12 protein-coding genes, 1 tRNA gene and 1 pseudogene are annotated in these 16218 nt (G+C 71.9%); 8 read left to right on the top strand and 6 right to left on the bottom strand.

Annotation, left to right across the window (positions count from 1 at the left end; translation table 11 throughout):
• Positions 1-15: 15 nt before the first annotated feature.
• The 6 genes and pseudogenes from ABTZ99_RS06785 to ABTZ99_RS06760 form a co-directional block, all read left to right on the top strand.
• Positions 16-1236: a cytochrome P450 gene (locus tag ABTZ99_RS06785; RefSeq protein WP_499608810.1), complete on the top strand. Its 1221-nt coding sequence runs from the start codon at positions 16-18 to the stop codon at positions 1234-1236.
• Positions 1233-1574, top strand: a complete 342-nt coding sequence (locus tag ABTZ99_RS06780) for a 2Fe-2S iron-sulfur cluster-binding protein (protein WP_499608807.1) — start codon at positions 1233-1235, stop codon at positions 1572-1574. The genes ABTZ99_RS06785 and ABTZ99_RS06780 overlap by 4 nt, the downstream gene beginning before the upstream one ends.
• Positions 1571-2806 carry an NAD(P)/FAD-dependent oxidoreductase gene (locus tag ABTZ99_RS06775; protein WP_499608804.1) on the top strand — a complete coding sequence of 412 codons (1236 nt, stop codon included), beginning with the start codon at positions 1571-1573 and terminating at the stop codon, positions 2804-2806. Before ABTZ99_RS06780 ends, ABTZ99_RS06775 begins: the two co-directional genes overlap by 4 nt.
• Entirely contained in the window at positions 2803-3942 is a 1140-nt protein-coding gene (locus tag ABTZ99_RS06770) for a sensor histidine kinase (RefSeq protein WP_499608801.1), read from the top strand. The genes ABTZ99_RS06775 and ABTZ99_RS06770 overlap by 4 nt, the downstream gene beginning before the upstream one ends.
• Positions 3939-4610: a response regulator transcription factor gene (locus ABTZ99_RS06765; RefSeq protein ID WP_499608799.1), complete on the top strand. Its 672-nt coding sequence runs from the start codon at positions 3939-3941 to the stop codon at positions 4608-4610. Before ABTZ99_RS06770 ends, ABTZ99_RS06765 begins: the two co-directional genes overlap by 4 nt.
• 174 nt (positions 4611-4784) lie before the next feature.
• Positions 4785-6851 (top strand): annotated as a pseudogene (locus ABTZ99_RS06760) (MMPL family transporter); the annotation flags it as partial.
• A 78-nt stretch (positions 6852-6929) separates the two neighbouring features.
• On the opposite strand, the gene ABTZ99_RS06755 reads toward ABTZ99_RS06760, so the two are convergent.
• The 4 genes from ABTZ99_RS06755 to ABTZ99_RS06740 form a co-directional block, all read right to left on the bottom strand.
• Positions 6930-7895, bottom strand: a complete 966-nt coding sequence (locus ABTZ99_RS06755) for a MarR family winged helix-turn-helix transcriptional regulator (protein WP_499608796.1) — start codon at positions 7893-7895, stop codon at positions 6930-6932.
• Positions 7896-7950: 55 nt separating this feature from the next.
• Positions 7951-8721, bottom strand: a complete 771-nt coding sequence (locus ABTZ99_RS06750; RefSeq protein WP_499608793.1) for an SDR family NAD(P)-dependent oxidoreductase — start codon at positions 8719-8721, stop codon at positions 7951-7953.
• A gap of 32 nt (positions 8722-8753) precedes the next feature.
• Positions 8754-10445 carry a 3-ketosteroid-delta-1-dehydrogenase gene (locus ABTZ99_RS06745; RefSeq protein ID WP_499608791.1) on the bottom strand — a complete coding sequence of 564 codons (1692 nt, stop codon included), beginning with the start codon at positions 10443-10445 and terminating at the stop codon, positions 8754-8756.
• Between the two features lie 82 nt (positions 10446-10527).
• Positions 10528-11112: a TetR/AcrR family transcriptional regulator gene (locus ABTZ99_RS06740; RefSeq protein WP_499608788.1), complete on the bottom strand. Its 585-nt coding sequence runs from the start codon at positions 11110-11112 to the stop codon at positions 10528-10530.
• A gap of 354 nt (positions 11113-11466) precedes the next feature.
• Here ABTZ99_RS06740 and ABTZ99_RS06735 point away from each other — a divergent pair, with 354 nt between their 5' ends.
• Complete coding sequence (locus ABTZ99_RS06735) at positions 11467-13350, top strand: recombinase family protein (RefSeq protein WP_499608786.1); 1884 nt, start codon at positions 11467-11469, stop codon at positions 13348-13350.
• Positions 13351-13379: 29 nt separating this feature from the next.
• On the opposite strand, the gene ABTZ99_RS06730 is transcribed toward ABTZ99_RS06735, so the two are convergent.
• Positions 13380-13462, bottom strand: a tRNA-Leu gene (locus ABTZ99_RS06730).
• A gap of 384 nt (positions 13463-13846) precedes the next feature.
• Here ABTZ99_RS06730 and ABTZ99_RS06725 point away from each other — a divergent pair.
• Positions 13847-14053 carry a hypothetical protein gene (locus tag ABTZ99_RS06725; protein ID WP_498782362.1) on the top strand — a complete coding sequence of 69 codons (207 nt, stop codon included), beginning with the start codon at positions 13847-13849 and terminating at the stop codon, positions 14051-14053.
• A gap of 907 nt (positions 14054-14960) precedes the next feature.
• Here the strand turns inward: ABTZ99_RS06725 and ABTZ99_RS06720 are convergent.
• Positions 14961-16211 carry an arginine deiminase gene (locus ABTZ99_RS06720; protein WP_499608783.1) on the bottom strand — a complete coding sequence of 417 codons (1251 nt, stop codon included), beginning with the start codon at positions 16209-16211 and terminating at the stop codon, positions 14961-14963.
• Positions 16212-16218 lie beyond the last annotated feature (7 nt).

Here is a 16218-nt window from a genome sequence, read left to right as displayed (position 1 = left end):
ACCGGAGACGCGACGATGACCACCACCCCGGGCACCGAGTACCCCTTCGGACCCATGACCCCGGCCGACGCCGTCGAGCACATCGGCCGCCTGGTCGCCGACCGGCCGATGACGAAGATGACCATGCCCCACGGCGGCGACGTGTGGCTGGTGCACCGCAACGCCGCCGCCCGCGAAATCCTGAGCGACCGCCGGTTCGTGCGCGAGCCGTTCCGCACCGGCGCGCGCGTCGTGCCGTTCTTCGTGCCGTTCCCGGACTTCCTGCGCGGCACGCTCCAGTTCGAGGACCCGCCCCAGCACACCAGGCTGCGCAAGCTGGTGCAGAAGGCCATCTCGCCCAAGCGGGTGCGCGAGATGCGTGACTCCGCCGTGGCCTTCACCAACGAGCTGATCGACGGCATGATCGCCCGCGGCGGCGTGCGGAACCTGGTGTCGGAGTACTCGCTGTCGCTGCCGATCGAGATGCTCAGCTCCCTGCTGGGCGTGCCCTCCTCGGACCGGGAGAAGTTCGAGCGGTGGAGCTCCTCGACCCTGGCCGTGGCGGGCAGGACCGAGGCCGAGGTGGCGGCCGACATGGCGGAGCTGGCCGCTTACATGACCGACCTGATCGCGCAGCGCCGCGAGGAGCCCCGTGACGACCTGCTCAGCGCCCTGGCCCACGCCCGTGACCGGGACGAGACGCTGACCGACGCCGAGATCCTGCCGATCGCGTTCATCCTCATCGTCGGCGGCTTCGACAACACGGCGAACTTCCTGACCACCGGTGTGCTGTCCCTGCTGCGGTCGGACGAGCAGCGTGCGCTGTTCCTCGCCGACCCCGACGGCCTCGCCGCGACCACGGCCGAGGAGGTGCTTCGGCACGGCGGGTTCGTGACCTCCCCGATGGTGGGCGGTGGCGGCGGCCTGGTGCCGTTCGTCGCCACCGCGGACGTCGTCGTGGACGGTCAGCTCATCGCCAAGGGGGAGGCGGTCAGCGTCGACATGACCACCGCCGGGCACGACCCCGACGCCGTGACCGACCCGGGCCGGTTCGACATCACCCGCACCGAGAACGCCCACCTGACGCTGAGCCACGGCCTGCACCACTGCCTGGGCGCGCCATTGGCCCGGATGGAGTTGCAGGTCGGCCTGGCCGAGCTGTTCAAGCGCATCCCGAACCTGCGGTCGGCGGGTGAACCGGTGGTCGACCGCACGGTCCTGACCCAGCCCATCACCGACCTGCCGGTCACCTGGTGACGGAGGGGAGCACCACCGTGCCCAAGGTGTTCTACACCCAGCCCGACGGCACCGAACGGGTCGTGGAGGCCGAGGTCGGCGACTCGGTCATGCAGACCGCGGTCCGCAACGGCATCCCCGGCATCCTCGGCCAGTGCGGCGGGTCGCTGTCCTGCGCGACCTGCCACGTCTTCCTCGACGAACGCCACGCCGACGACTTCCCGCCGGTGGGTGAGGACGAGGACGACATGCTCGACGTCGCGGCCACCGACCGCGAGGACAACTCACGCCTGTCCTGCCAGCTCGTCGTGGCCGCCGGGCAGGAGGTCCGCGTCACCGTCCCGGAGACCCAGCTGTGAGCACCGGCCACCTGCTCGTCGTGGGCGCGGGCCAGGCCGGCGCGCAGCTGGTGAGCAGCGCCCGCGAACTCGGCTGGACCGGCCCGGTCACCCTGGTCGGGCAGGAACCCCACGCCCCCTATACCCGGCCGCCGCTGTCCAAAGCGGTGCTGCGCGGCGAGGCGACCGTCGGGTCGTTGGCGCTGCGCAGTCCCGCCTTCTACCGCGAGCGACGCGTGGACCTCGTCCTCGACGAACGCGTCACGCGGCTGGAGCTGGCCGCGACGGGCACGGGCGCGGCCATGGCCGCCTCCGGGCGGTCCTGGGAGTTCGACCGCCTGGTGCTGGCCACCGGCGCCGAACCACGCCGCCTGGAAGTGGAGGGTGCCGACCTCGACGGGGTCGTGGTGCTGCGTGATCTCGTCGACGCCGAGGTGCTGGCCCGCCGCCTCGACGTGGCCGACCTGGTGGTGGTCGGCGGCGGGTTCATCGGGCTCGAGGTCGCCGCCACCGCGGCGGCGGCGGGCGTGCGGGTGACCGTGGTGGAGGCCGGTCCGTCGCTGATGGGCCGCGTGGTCAGCCCGCTGACGGCCGAGCTGGTGCGGGCCGCGCACCAGGCCGCCGGGGTGCGGGTGCTCACCGGGGCGCGCCCGCTGCGCTTCCGCGGTGATCGGGGTTCGGTGACCGCCGTCGAGCTGGAGGACGGCACGAGCCTGCCCGCCGGTCTCGTACTGGTCGGCGTCGGTGCCCGACCGCGCGACGACCTGGCGCGCGCCGCCGGGCTGCGCTGTGACGGCGGCGTGGTCGTCGACGCCTTCTCCCGCGCCTCCGACGGCCACACCCTCGCCGTGGGCGACTGCGCGGACCTGCCCGACCCCACCCCCGGCTCCGACCGGCGGCTGCGGCTGGAGAGCGTGGACAACGCCGTGGAACAGGCCAAGGCCGCCGCCACCACCCTGGTGGGCGACCCACGCCCCTACACCGGCGTGCCGTGGTTCTGGTCGGACCAGGGCGATCTGAAGATCCAGATCGCCGGTCTGGCGCACCCCGACGACGAGGTGGTCCTCCGCCCGGGTGATCGGCCCGGCCGGTTCACCGCGCTGCGCTACCGCGGCGACCGCCTCACCGCCGCCGAGTGCGTCAACGCCCCCGCCGACTTCATGGTCGTGCGCAAGGCGCTCGCACAGGGCAGGGCGGTGTCCCGCGACGCGGCGGCCGACGCCGGTGTGCCGCTGAAGAAGCTGGTGGCGTGAGCCGTTCCGGTCGGGTCGACACCCTGGTCACCCTGGTCGCCGTCCTGGTCACGGGGCTCGCCATGGTGCGGATCACCGCCTCCGGCGGCCCGTGGCCCTCGGCCGCCTGCGTCGTCGCGGGCTGCGCGGCGGTGCTGCTGCGGCACCGGCACCCGCCGGCGGTGTGGGCGGCCACGACGGCCGGCGTCGTGCTGGTCGGCCAAGCCGACCCGGCGTGGGTGTCGCTGGGCGCGTTGAGCCAGCTCGCCCTGCTGCACCTGGTGTCGACCGCCAGGCTGCGGGCATGGGCGGTCGCGGCCGTCGTCACGGTCCTGGTGTTCTGCCTCCCGCCGCTGCTCGACGGTGCCGGCATCGCGGTGGAGGCCGACGTGGCGGCGATGATCGCCTGGACCGCGGGGGCGGTGGGCGTCGGTTACGCCGTGCGGTCGCGCCGCGACTACGTGCTGGCCGTGGAGGATCGGGCGCGGCGGGCGGAGCAGATGCGGGAGGCGGTGGCGCGGCGGCGCGTCGTGGAGGAGCGGCTGCGCATCGCCCGCGAGCTGCACGACGTGGTGGGTCATCACGTCGCGGTCATCACCGTCCACGCCGGACTGGCCCGCCGCACCCTGCGCACCGACCCCGCCCGCTCGGAGGACGCCCTGGTGGAGACCGAGAACGCGGCCCGCGCGGTGCTGCGGGAGATGGCCGGCATCCTGCGCCTGCTGCGCACCGACGACGTGGACGCCGACACCCCCGCCCCTGGTCTGGAGCGGGTCGGGGACCTGGTCGACGCCGTCCGCCGGGGCGGTGTCGAAGTCGACGCGCGGCTCGACGGCGGGCAGGTGCCGGACCTGGTGTCGGTGACCGGCTACCGCGTGGCGCAGGAGGCGCTGACCAACGCCGCCCGCCACGGCACCGGCCGCGTCGAACTGGCCGTGCGCCGGGCACCCGGCACCATGGTGGTCGAGATCGTCAACCCGGTGGCCGACGCCGCGCCGTCGCGGACCGGCGGCCACGGCCTGGTGGGGATGCGGGAACGCGTGGACGCCGTCGGCGGGTGCCTGGAGGCGGGGCGGGACGGCGCGGTGTTCCGGGTCCGCGCGACCCTGCCGCTCGAATCCGGCTGCCCCGACCCTGACGGGGAGGACGTGCGGTGACCGGCGACGTGCGTGTCCTCGTGGTGGACGACCAGGCCCTCATCCGGGCCGGCCTGCGCGGCGTGCTGGAGTCCGAACCCGGCATCACCGTGGTCGGCGAGGCCGCCGACGGCGACGGCGCGGTGCGCCGGGTCCGCGAGGGCGGGATCGACGTCGTCCTCATGGACCTGCGCATGCCGCGCGTGGACGGTGTGGAGGCCACCCGCAGGCTGACCGCCGACCCCGGCGCGTCGCGCGGTGCCGCCGTACTGGTGCTGACCACCTTCGAGACCGACGAGCACGTGCTGTCCGCCGTCGCCGCCGGGGCGCGCGGCTACCTCGGCAAGGACTCGCCCCCCGAAGCCCTGATCGACGCCGTGCGCGTGGTCGCCCGCGGGGAGACGCTGCTGTCCGCGCGCGCCATGACCACCTTGGCCGCCCACGCCACCCGTGGGGTCGCGCCCCCACCGCCACCGCGATCGTCGCTGGACCCGCTGACCGACCGCGAACGCGAGGTCGTGCTGCTCGTGGCACGTGGCCTGAGCAACGACCAGATCGCCGCCCGGCTGGTCATCTCGCCGCTCACGGCCAAGACCCACGTCAACCGCTCCATGACCAAGCTCGGCGTGCGGGACCGGGCCGCCCTGGTCGTCACCGTGCACGCCTCGGGGCTGCTCGACGCTCCCTGAGCCGTACCGCGGGCGCAGTACGCGCGGTGGACCTACCGCGGGCGCGGCAGCGGGGATGCCGGGCGCGGACGACGACGCGACGGCATCCCGCCGGAAGGCTGGTGCCCCGGTGGGGACGGTCGGCGGCGCATCGCGTCGCGCCCCTCACCGGGACACCGCAGGAGAGATCACCGCATGGCACGACTGCTCTACCGGCTGGGCGTGGGCAGCGCCCGTCGCCCACTGCTAGTCATCACCGCCTGGCTGCTGCTCGCCGCGGGCCTGGCCGCCGCCGCGATCGGCGGCATGCGCTTCGCCGACGGCGGGTTCGAGATCGGGGACACCGAGGCCGGCACCGCCCTGGAGGTCGTCGAGCGCGAGTTCCCGTCCCCGCCGGCGGAGGAGGGGACCGGCACCCTGCAACTGGTGCTGTTCACCGAGGACGGCATACCCCTGGACGAGGCGCAGCGGACCATCGTCGCCGACGTGCTCGCCCGCGCCGCGGCCATCGGGCACGTCGCCGCGGTCTCCGACCCGTTCGACCCGGCCCGCCCGGCGGTCTCCCCGGACGGCACCACCGCGATCGCCACCCTGTCGCTGCGCGAGCTCACCGAGGACAACCGCGACGCGGTCCACGACGCCGTCGTCGCCTTGGCCGAGCAGGCCCGCAGTCGCGGCTTGGGTGCGGAGGTGGACGGCTCGATCGGCGACCCGATGCCCGAGGTGTTCGGACCCACCGAGGTCGTCGGCGCGGTCCTGGCCTTCGCCGTGCTGCTGCTGACCTACGGCTCGCCGGCCGCCGCCGGGGCCAACATGCTCGGTGCCCTGATCGGCGTCGCGGTGGGGGTGCTCGGCGTGTTGGCGTTCTCCGCGTTCTCGCCCATCGGCAGCATGACCCCGATTCTGGCGGTGATGCTCGGCCTGGCCGTGGGCATCGACTACTGCCTGTTCGTCCTGGCCCGCTTCCGGGCCGAGTTGCGCGAGGGTCGCCCGTTGGAGGACGCGATCGGACGTGCCACCGGCACCGCCGGGTCCGCGGTCGTGTTCGCCGGCGGCACGGTGATCATCGCCCTGGCCGGGTTGGCGGTGGTCGGCATCGGCTTCATCACCGAGATGGGCCTGGCCGCTGCGGTCGGGGTGGCGGTCGCCGTGCTGATGTCGCTCACGCTGCTGCCCGCCGCGCTCAAGCTGATGGGGCGCAGAGCCCTGCCGCGTCGTGAGCGCGCCGGTGACATGCCGGTCCGCGCTGATCGGATCGGTTTCCTGGACCGCTGGATCAAGCTGGTCGTCCGCCGGCCGGTCACGGTGCTCGCGGGCGCCGTGGCGGGCCTGCTCGTGCTGGCCGTGCCGGTACTGTCGCTGACCACCTCGCTGACCACCCCCGGCGGCGAGGACCCCGACAGCACCCAGCGCGCCGCCTACGAACAGATCGCCGACGCGTTCGGTGCCGGCTACCAGGGACCGCTGATCGTGCTCGCGCAAGGCGACGGTGTGCAAGCCCGCCTGGACGAGGTGACCTCCCGGCTCACCGCCCTCGGCGGGGTCGCCTCCGTCGCCCCCGCCGGCGTCAACGCCACCGGTGACACCGCCCTGCTCCAAGTCGTGCCCACCACCGGTCCGGTCGACGAGCGCACCGAGCGGCTCGTGCACGACATCCGCGACCGTGCCGACGACGTGCCCGGAGTGGACCTGCTGGTCACCGGCCAGACCGCGCTCGGCATCGACACCGACGAGCGGCTGTCCGCCGCTCTGGTCACCTACCTGGTCGTCATCGTCGGCCTGTCCCTGTTGCTGCTGGTCGTCGTCTTCCGCTCCCTGCTCGTGCCGGTGATCGCCACGGTCGGCTTCCTGCTCTCGCTCGGCGCGGGCGTGGGCGTCACCGTCGCGGTGTTCCAGTGGGGTTGGTTCGGCCCGGTCTTCTCCGCACCGCAGGGCAACCCGATGCTGAGCCTGCTGCCCGTGCTCATCGTCGGCATCCTGTTCGGCCTGGCCATGGACTACCAGGTGTTCCTGGTCTCCCGCATGCACGAGGCGCACGTGCGCGGCCTGGACCCGGTCGAGGCGGTGATGGACGGCTTCGGGCGCACCGCCGTGGTGGTCGTGTCCGCCGCGACCATCATGACCGCGGTGTTCGCCGGGTTCGCCCTGAGCCCGTCGTCGCTGATCGGGTCCATCGGCCTGGCGCTGACCGCCGGGGTGGTCGCCGACGCGTTCGTCGTGCGCATGATCGTCGTGCCCGCGCTGCTGACCCTGCTCGGTCGCCGCGCGTGGTGGCTGCCCGGGTGGCTGGACCGTCTCCTGCCGCACCTCGACGCCGAAGGGCGGGTGTTGGACGAGCCGTCACCGGCCCAGCTCGGCCACCAGGTCGACGACCAGCTCCGCCCACCGGTCCCGGTCGCCGTGGGGAGCGCCGCTCAGCAGGCCGCGCAGTCCGGCCAGCTGGAAGTCGCGGACCCGCCGCACCAGGGTCCGGCCGCGCCGTGACGCCCTGACCAGCGTGCTGCGCCGGTCGAAACCGTCCGCGGCCCGCTCCACCAGCTCGTGCTCCTCCAGCAGGCGTACCTGCTTGCTCGCCTGCGACTGGTCCACCCCGGCTCGCTGCCCCACCTCGGTGATGGGCAGCGGGCCGTGGGCGTCGATCAGGCGCAATGCGAAGTAGGCGGACTGCCGGATCGGCGCCCGCAGTTCCCGCAGCAGGTCGTCGAACCCGTGAGAAGTCCCCACCAGCTCCACCAAGCCCACGACAACCTCGGCGTAGGAGCGCAGGTGCGGCGGCGCGGCATCCACCCCGGCGGCCCGCCGACCACCCGGGGCGCCCGCCCCCAACCCCCGGCGCAACGCCGCGTCCACCAGCCGCAGCCACCGGGTCAGCTCAGCGACGTCGGCCTCCGGCCACCGCGCCACCGGGCGCAGGTAGTCCCGCAACCACGCCGCCCGCCACCGCCGGTCCACCTCCGCGCCGCGCTCGGACAGCGCCACCAGGCTGCGCCGCCGGTCGGCCGGGTCCGCGGAGCGCCCGACCAACCCCGCCCGCTGCAGCGCCGACACCTGCCTGCTGGTCTGCCCCAGGTCGATCGCCAACGCCGCCGCCAGGTCACCACCGCTGCGCGCGTCGCCCTGAGCCAGGACCAGCAGGGTGCGCAGTTCGGCGGCGGGCAGGTCCACGCCGGTCGCGTCGTGGAAACGGCGGGCGAAGGCGCGGCCGTGCGCGGCGAAGGCGATCAGGTTGACCAGGTCCACCGTCGCCGACTCCAATCGAGCCTCGCCGACATCGATCGGCACGACCCGGTCCGCCGTCTCACGCACCCCGTCCTCCTCCCCGCGCCCGACCAGCCTAGCCGGCGGGCGCGGGGAGAACCCGTCACTGGTGGGTGCCGCCGTCGATGCGGATCTCGGTACCGGTGATGAACGCCCCGTCGTCCGAGGCCAGCATCGCCACCACACCGGCCACCGCCTCCGGCCCGGCGAAGCCCTGCCCCAGCGCCGGGGTGAGCTTGCCCAGCAGCGACCAGTCGATGTCGGCGGGCACGAGGTCGCCGATGCCGTTGGTGATGCCGCTGCTGATGCTGCCCGGCGCCACGGACACCGCACGCAGTCCCTGCTTGGAGTACTCCTGGGCGATGCTGTGGGTGAACGACTCGACACCGCCCTTGCTCGCCGAGTAGGCGGCCATGAACGGGTGGGCGAACGAGGCGGAGGTGGAGCTGAAGTTCACCACCACGCCCCGGCCGGTGGCGAGCAGGGAGGGCAGCGCGGCGCGGGTCACCAGGAACGTGCCTGTCAGGTTCACCGAGATGACCCGGTTCCACAGCTCCAGCGAGCAGTCGTGGGTGTGCGCGCCGCGCAGCATCCCGGCGGCGTTGACCAGCACGTCCAAGCCGCCCAGGGTCGCCACGGCACCGGTGACGACCTCCTGCACGGCCCGCTCGTCGGAGATGTCCAGCACCGCGGTTGTCAGCCGCCCGCCCGCGCCCGCCTCCGCCGCCTGCGCCGCGGTCTTCTCCAAGCCGTCGGCGGAGACATCGGCCGCGACGACCGTCGCGCCCTCGGCGAGCAGGCGCAGGGCGGTGGCCTGGCCGATGCCGGACGCGCCGCCGGTGACGAGCGCGGTGCGTCCGTCGAATCGCTGCATGGGTGTTCCTTCCGGGGAGATCTCGCGGCGGGTCACCGCGAGGGGAGCGAGGCGGCGTGCCGGGCGGCGAGGTGGCCGAACACCAGCCCTTGGCCGATGGTGGCCCCGGCGCCGGGGTAGGTGGCGCCGAACGCGTTGGCGGCGGCGTTGCCGATGGCGTACAGCCCGTCGATCGGGGTGCCGTCCTGCCGCAGGGCGCGCGCCGAGCCGTCCGCCGTGATGCCGCCGCACGTGCCCAGATCGGAGAGCACGACGCGCACCGCGTGCAGCGGTCCCTGGTCCAGCGGCCGCAGGTTCGGGTTGGGCGTCACCGTGGGGTCGCCGTAGTAGCGGTCGTAGGCGCTGCGCCCACGCCCGAAGTCGTGGTCGACACCGGATCCGGCGAGCTCGGAGAACCGCCTGAACGTAGCCGCGAACTGCTCGGGAGGCAGCCCGGCGGCACGCGCCAAGTCGCTCGGCGTGGTGGCGCGGTGCGCGATGCCCGCGTCGTACCAGGCGCGGGGGAGCGGCATGCGGGGGAACACGGTGCCCGCGAACACGTAGCTGTTGCGGTAGCGCTGGTCGAACACCAGCCACATCGCACCCACCGGGTCGCCGGCCTTCTCGCGGGCGAGCACCCGTTGTCCGAACGACATGTAGTCGGTGGCCTCGTTGACGAACCGGCGGCCGGTCGAGTCCACCATGAACGAGCCGGGCAGCGACCGCTCGGCCAGCAGCACCTGCGGCGACCCGCCGGGCAGCGGTGCGACCGCGGGGAACCACCACGCCTGGTCCATCAGCGCCGTACCAGCCCCGACCTCCTGCGCGGCGCTGATGGCGTCACCGGTGTTGCCCTCGGCGCCCAGGCTCCAGCCGACCTCGAGCGACGGCGACTGGTGGTCGTGGCGCCAGTCCGCGCGGTGGTCGAAACCGCCCGCGGCGAGTACGACACCACGCCGAACGGTCACGGTGACCTCCCGGTCGCCCTGCCGCAGCACCGCGCCGGTGACCCGGTCGCCGTCGGTGGTCAGGCGCACCAGGGCGGTTTCCGTCCAGACCGGCACGCCCGCGCGCAGCACGCCCGCGAACAGCCCGGCGGCCAACGCCTGACCACCTGCCAGGTACTCCCTGCGCAGCAGAAGACCGCCCAGACCCTGCACGACGCGGCGCGCGATGCGTGGCACCGCCCTGCGGGGCACCCGGGCCATGAGGTTCATCCACCGGTAGTCCGCGCCGGTGACCGGCATGGGCACCGGAGCGGAGAGCACACCCGGCCGCAACCGCCGGCGTTCCGACTTGAGCACCGAGGCGTCGAAGGGACGGCACTCGCAACTGCGCCCGGTCGCGCTCCCGCCGGGCCGCTCCGGGTGGTAGTCCGAGTAGCCCTCGGCCCAGGAGAACCGCATCGGCGTCGTGCGCAGCAACATCTCCACGGCGGCGGGACCGTGCTCCAGGAAGGCACGCCACCGCTCCTGCGGGACGGAGTCGCCTACCAGGTCGAACAGGTACTCGGCCGCGCTCTCCACGCTGTCGCCCGAACCCGCCGCCCGCAGCGCGGAGTTGCCGGGAATCCAGAACGCGCCGCCCGAACGCGCGGTCGACCCGCCGACGTGGGAGGTCTTCTCGACCACGAGGACGCTGAGTCCGGCCTCCCGGCCGCTCAAGGCGGCTGCCAAGCCCGTGCCGGACCCCACCCCGAGCAGGTCCACGGTCGTGTCGTGCGCCGTTGGCGCGGGTGCCGTCATCGTTCCTCCACATCAACTAGCGCGCTAGTGGAATATTCGTGGCCTACTGGCGCCAAAGCGGTCCACCTCGGGTCGTGCACGTCTATCGGCGAAGGCTGAACGGACGTGCCGAGTGCTCGCGGAGGCTGCCGTCAGTCCAACCGAGCGTGTCGAGCCCGACTGCGATGACGGACTCACGCCAGTCGCTCCCGTCGTCCCGCGTGCGGGCGGACAGGCACAGCGCCGTCAACACGCTGACCGTGCCGATGACCCGGACCGAGCGCTCGGTGTCGCCGCGGTGTGGGGCGACGCCGAACAGTTCGTACACCAATGCAGGCACGCAGCCCGGCTCCCGAATCCCCTGCCCGCTGCCGGCCGAGGTGAGCGCCAGATGCGCCAGACCCGGTCGGTTCAGCAGGAAGTCGATCGTCAACTCCACCGCTCGCCGGGCACGTGCGGATCCGGCGGGCGCCCGCATCACCCGGCCGAGAAGCGCGTTGCCCTGCTCTCGGCTTTCGTCCATCGCTGCGCGGTAGAGCATCTCCTTGCTGCCGAAGTGGTGCAGGAGACAAGGTTTGGAGATCCCGGCGGCACCGGCGACGACTCCGAGCGATGTCCGCCTGAACCCGTGCCTGGCGAACAGTCCGGCGGCGTGGTCGAGGATGCGGTATCGGGTTCGGGGCTCCATCTCCTCACTTCCGCTCCGGGACTCGACCGAGGATGCGCCCGCGACTGCGGTGATGACGGCAGCGGTTCCAGTGAGTGGAACACCACGTGGAGCCGGTTCGGCGGCGTCGAGACGGATCGGTGGGCAGACTTCAAGGCCGCGGGCAGCAGTTCGAGTCCACGTTGCCGAGCAGCGACTTGTCCTGCTCCTCCCAGTCGCCGAGCACGTTCGGACATGCGGATGCCGCAGCCGTTGTACGACGAATTAGGCGGCTTCAACTACTCCAACCGGGCGTATCTTCGGGGTTCTTTGTCATCATGGTGAGGGCACATCGTCACCTCGACGTCTGCCCATTCCGGCATCGAGGATCACTCCATGACGGTGTCCGCCCCATCTCGCCCCACCACGCTCGCCGAGTGGATCGCCGCCACCGTCCCGTCTGGTATCCCGAGCTTGGATTCCGCTCCAGTCGGAAGCCTTCGGTTCCTCTTCTACGGGCGCGCTTCCACCCACGAGCACCAGGACCCGCGCACGTCGCGGGCGTGGCAGCTGGATGTCTCTCGCAGGCTGACCGGCGGGCACGGTGTGATCGTGGGTGAGTACTTCGAGGTCGGGTGTTCCCGTCAGGTGCCGTGGCATCTGCGGCCTCGGGCGGCGGCGATGCTGCGCTACATCGCGGCGAACGCGAATCGGGTCGACGCGATAGTGGTCGGAGAGTACGAGCGTGCGTTCCTCGACGGCGCTCAGGTGCGAGAACTGCGGGCGGTGTTGGAGCGGTACGGGGTGCAGTTGTGGTTGCCCGAGACCGAAGGGCCGGTGGACTTCGACAATCCCGCGCATGAGGCGCTGCTGGCGTTGCTGGCGAAGCGTTCGCTCACGGAGGTGCTGCGTTCCCGGCACCGGGTTGTCACCGCGATGCGGATGCAGACCGTCGAGCAGGGGCGCTACCTGGGCGGCAGGCCGCCGTACGGCTACCGGCTGGTCGACGCCGGGCCGCATCCGAACCGGGCACTGGCGCGGCGCGGGGTTCGGCAGCAGCGGCTCGTGCCCGACCCGGCCACCGCTCCCACCGTGAAGCTGATCTTCGCCTTACGTCTGGCCGGGCACAGTGCCGCAGGTATCGCCCGCCACCTCAACGAGCAGGCCGTGCCCAGCCCGTCGAGCGCGGACGCGGAACGCGACCGGAGTCAGGTCGATACAGGTTGGTCGCTGCGCACGGTGGTGGAGATCCTGGGCAATCCGCGCTACACCGGTCGTCAGGTATGGAATCGCACGAGCGCGGACCGCGCCACCCGCTCGCCGAGCGGGCGTCGGACCAGTGTCCGCAACGATCAGCACGCCTGGGCGATCTCGACCCGCATCGCCCACGCGCCGCTGGTGTCCGAGCAGGACTTCGTCACCGCCCAGACCATCCAGGCCACCAGTAACAGCACCCGCCGTGCCGACGCCGACGACGGCGGAGAGTGCGCCTACTTGTTGGCGGGCAGGCTCCAGTGCGGGTTATGCGGACGGAAGATGGACTCACACCGTTCCCACGGTCGTGCCGCCTACCGTTGCCGTCACGGTCACACCAGCGCCCGTACCCGACCGGAGGGTGCGCCGGGCAACCTCTATCTGCGCGAGGATCACCTGCTGGCCCGCATCGCCGCACACCTCACCGCCGTGGGCATCGCCGACAACCCAGGCCCGGAGCACACCGCACGGCTGGTCGACGAGCTCGGACTCGTCTTCCGCTGCGACACCGCAGTTGTCGCTCTGCTCGACCGTGGCACCACCGGGCCAGCACGCACACCACGCAGGCGCCTGACACCGCAGCTTGTCCATGGCAGGTCCGCGACCGGAGATCGTGGAGAGGCAGGTGAACAACTCCTGCTGGCCTTGAGTTGTGCGACGGCTTCGGCGGCGGATCAGCCCGACGCGCCCGCAGGCCGGGTCGATGCACCGGCTGACAGAGCTCGTCCCACGCGCCAGCCTCTCCGGCGACCGTTTCGCCCCGCAGTGCCCCAGCGTCGGCACCGGCAGGACGGGTTCCAGGTCGTCCTCGGCACCACTGATTCGCGGGATGCATCTCGAGCCGGGGTAGCGGGGTACCCACCGCCGGGCGAACACGGCCGTGACCGCGGTCGCCAGGTCGTGGGACGAGCCGGACGTCGCCCACTGCTCCTGCCCTCGCACCGGCAGACACCCTACGAGCAGCGGCCATCAGGTAAAGTCGAAGCCGCATCGGAAAGCAATTTGCCCCACGAGCATCCCAGGTGACCTGGAAGTATCTCGCGGGGCAAATTATGTGTCCGAGGGGGGACTTGAACCCCCACCCCCTTTCGGGGACTAGCACCTCAAGCTAGCGCGTCTGCCATTCCGCCACCCGGACTCGGCTCTCGCCGTGGTGTGCGCATAGATTACATGATCGTCTTCCGTGGTCCAAATCGGGGTCCCTGGTTGTCAGGTTGGAAGTGTTTGTGCTGGTCACAGGGGTGTCGGTGGAGTGGTGCGGTTCGGGGTGGCGGTGGAGGTCGGTTGGTCGACTCGGTGATGGTGGGGTGGCGGGTGCTTCGGTGGCGGTGGTGGGGGAGGGGAGAGGGTTGGGCCGGTGGGGGTGGGCGGTTGGGGTGTCGGTGGACGTTGAGGGCTTGGGGGGTGGGACCTGGGGTCACGATTGGGTTCATCGTCAGCCTATTGGGCACTGGTATTTGTTGATCCGAACGGCGACGCTGACGCGGTGACTAATGATGTTCCACCTCTCATCTACGACGACGTGACGGATCTCGTGCCGGTGATGCTTCCGGCCGACGTCGCGACTCGGCTTGACATCGAGACCGAGCGCACCGCGCTGGTCCTGAGGAACCGCGTTCCCGTCTCGGTTATTCGCGCCACGCTGCTCGCCGTGGGCCTCGACCGGGCTCACGTTGCGGCCAGCGCTCTGGTCGCGCGAGCGGCGAATACGGACTGGCAAAAACCCTAATCGGGCGCTGTGTCGGCCGGTCCCGTGTTCGGGTGAACACGGGACCGGTTCGTGTTAGGTGGTTTGTTGTTGCGGCACGAGGAGTCGGCGGCGCGTTGGCCGCCCGTGGCGGGCTTGGGTGAGGAGGGTGGTCGGTGGGGTGTTGTCGGGGGTGATGCTCACGATGCCGATGTCGATGACCCTTTCGGGCGTCGCTGGGGAGGCTGATGGGACTCCGACGAACGTGCTGTGGTCGCGGACTGCGGCGAGGGCGGTCGTGTGGAGGACGGCGCCGAGGGTGGCTGCGGTCGGCAGGACGGTTCCTCGGCGTGGGCGCGGACAGGGGGCGGTGAAGTCGGGATGCACGGCGGCGATGGGGTCGACGGTGGCCGCTGTGACGCGGACGCGCAGGTGGTGTGGGCCGAGGGGCGGGAGTGCGGCTTCGGCGAGTGGGGAAGAGGTCGTGTGGGGAAGAGGTCGTGTGGGGTTGGGAGATGAGGGCGAGCGTCATGGTGGAGTCTTTTCGGTGGATGGGTCGCACACACCATCGGGAACCACTTTCAGTTGGGAAGCAGTCACTTTCATGTGGGGCAGGCACCCGGAGGTTCGTCATGGGCACTGGTGGCGCGGCGGCACGATTCGATGCGTTCACCGCCTCCCTTCCCAGTCGGCGGTTACTCGACGCGATCGGCGACAAGTGGGTGAGTCTGGTGATCGTGGCATTGGGGCTCGGGGGTCGGATTCGGTATTCCGCGTTTTCCTCGCGGATTGAGGGGGCGGTCGTTGTTGGAGCCCATTCGCACCCGATTTCGTCGCGCCCGTGCTCCATCCTGTCGACGGTCGGCGGGCTCGTCGACAGTGCGAGTCGGTAACACCGCCGGATCCCGGAGCAGGGCGTAATCGGGGAGAAGGCCTCGCGCGGGCCGAGTCAGTAGTCGATCGGGTCGCGGGAGATGGGGCACGTCATGCAGTGGCCGCCGCCGCGACCCCGGCCGAGTTCGGCGCCGACGATGGTGATGACCTCGACGCCCGCCTTGCGCAGCCGTGAGTTGGTGTCGGTGTTGCGGTCGTAGGCGATGACCACGCCGGGTTCGACGGCGACCAGGTTGTTGCCGCTGTCCCACTGGCTGCGTTGGGCCGTGTAGGCGTCGCCGCCCGTCTCCACGATGCGCAGCTTGGGCAGGTTGAGGGCGTCCGCCACCACGTCCACGAACGACTGCTTCTCCTCCGTCACCTCGATCGGGTCGCCGGGGCGCAGGGTGAACGGGTGGATGCCGTCCACGATGTCCGGGAACGTCGTCACGCAGTCGCGGTCGGCGAAGGTGAAGATGGTGTCCAGGTGCATGGCCGCGCGCAGCTTCGGCATGCCGGCGACGATCACCCGTTCGGCGGCGCCGCGCTCGAACAGCGCGGAAGCCAGTTGAGTGATCGCCTGCCGCGAGGACCGCTCGCTCATCCCGACCAGCACGACGCCGTTGCCCACCGGCATCACGTCACCGCCCTCCAACGTGGACAGGCCCCACCGCCGCTCGGGATCGCCCCACCAGACGGTCGAGCCGACGAAGTCCGGGTGGAACTCGTAGATCGCCTTCATCAGCAACGTCTCGTCGTGCCGAGCCGGCCAGTACAGCGGGTTGAGGGTCACGCCGCCGTAGAGCCAGCACGTGGTGTCGCGGGTGTAGAGCGTGTTGGGCAGCGGCGGCATCAGGTACTCGGGCACGCCGGTCGACTCGCGGGCGAGGGCGAGGTAGCCGGGGCGGAAGTCCGGTGGCAGGTCGACCGTGGACAGCCCGCCGATCAGGTACTCCGCCAGCCTGCGGTGCTCCAGGCCCTCCAGGAACGCGCGCGTGTCCTCGACCAGGCCGATCCCGACCTCGTCGGCGACGATCTTCCGGTCCAGCAGCCAGGTCTTGGCGCCCGGCACGTCGAGCGTCTCGGTCAGCAGGTTGTGCAGCTCCACGACCTCCACCCCGCGGTCGCGCAGCTTGGCCATGAAGTCGAAGTGGTCGCGGACGGCGTTCTGCACCCACATCACGTCGTCGAACAGCAGCGCGTCGCAGTTCGTCGGGGTCAGCCTGGCGTGGGCGAGGCCCGGCGCGCAGACGAGCACCTTCCGCAGCCTGCCGACTTCGGAGTGCACGCCGTACGCCGCGGACGGTCGCTGAGCCGTGTCGGTCATGTCCTTG

It is taken from the genome of Actinosynnema sp. NPDC002837, from assembly GCF_040295345.1.
Taxonomy (GTDB): domain Bacteria; phylum Actinomycetota; class Actinomycetes; order Mycobacteriales; family Pseudonocardiaceae; genus Actinosynnema.
Note: the sequence above shows the minus strand (reverse complement) of the source record. Positions and strands in the feature narration are given on the sequence as shown.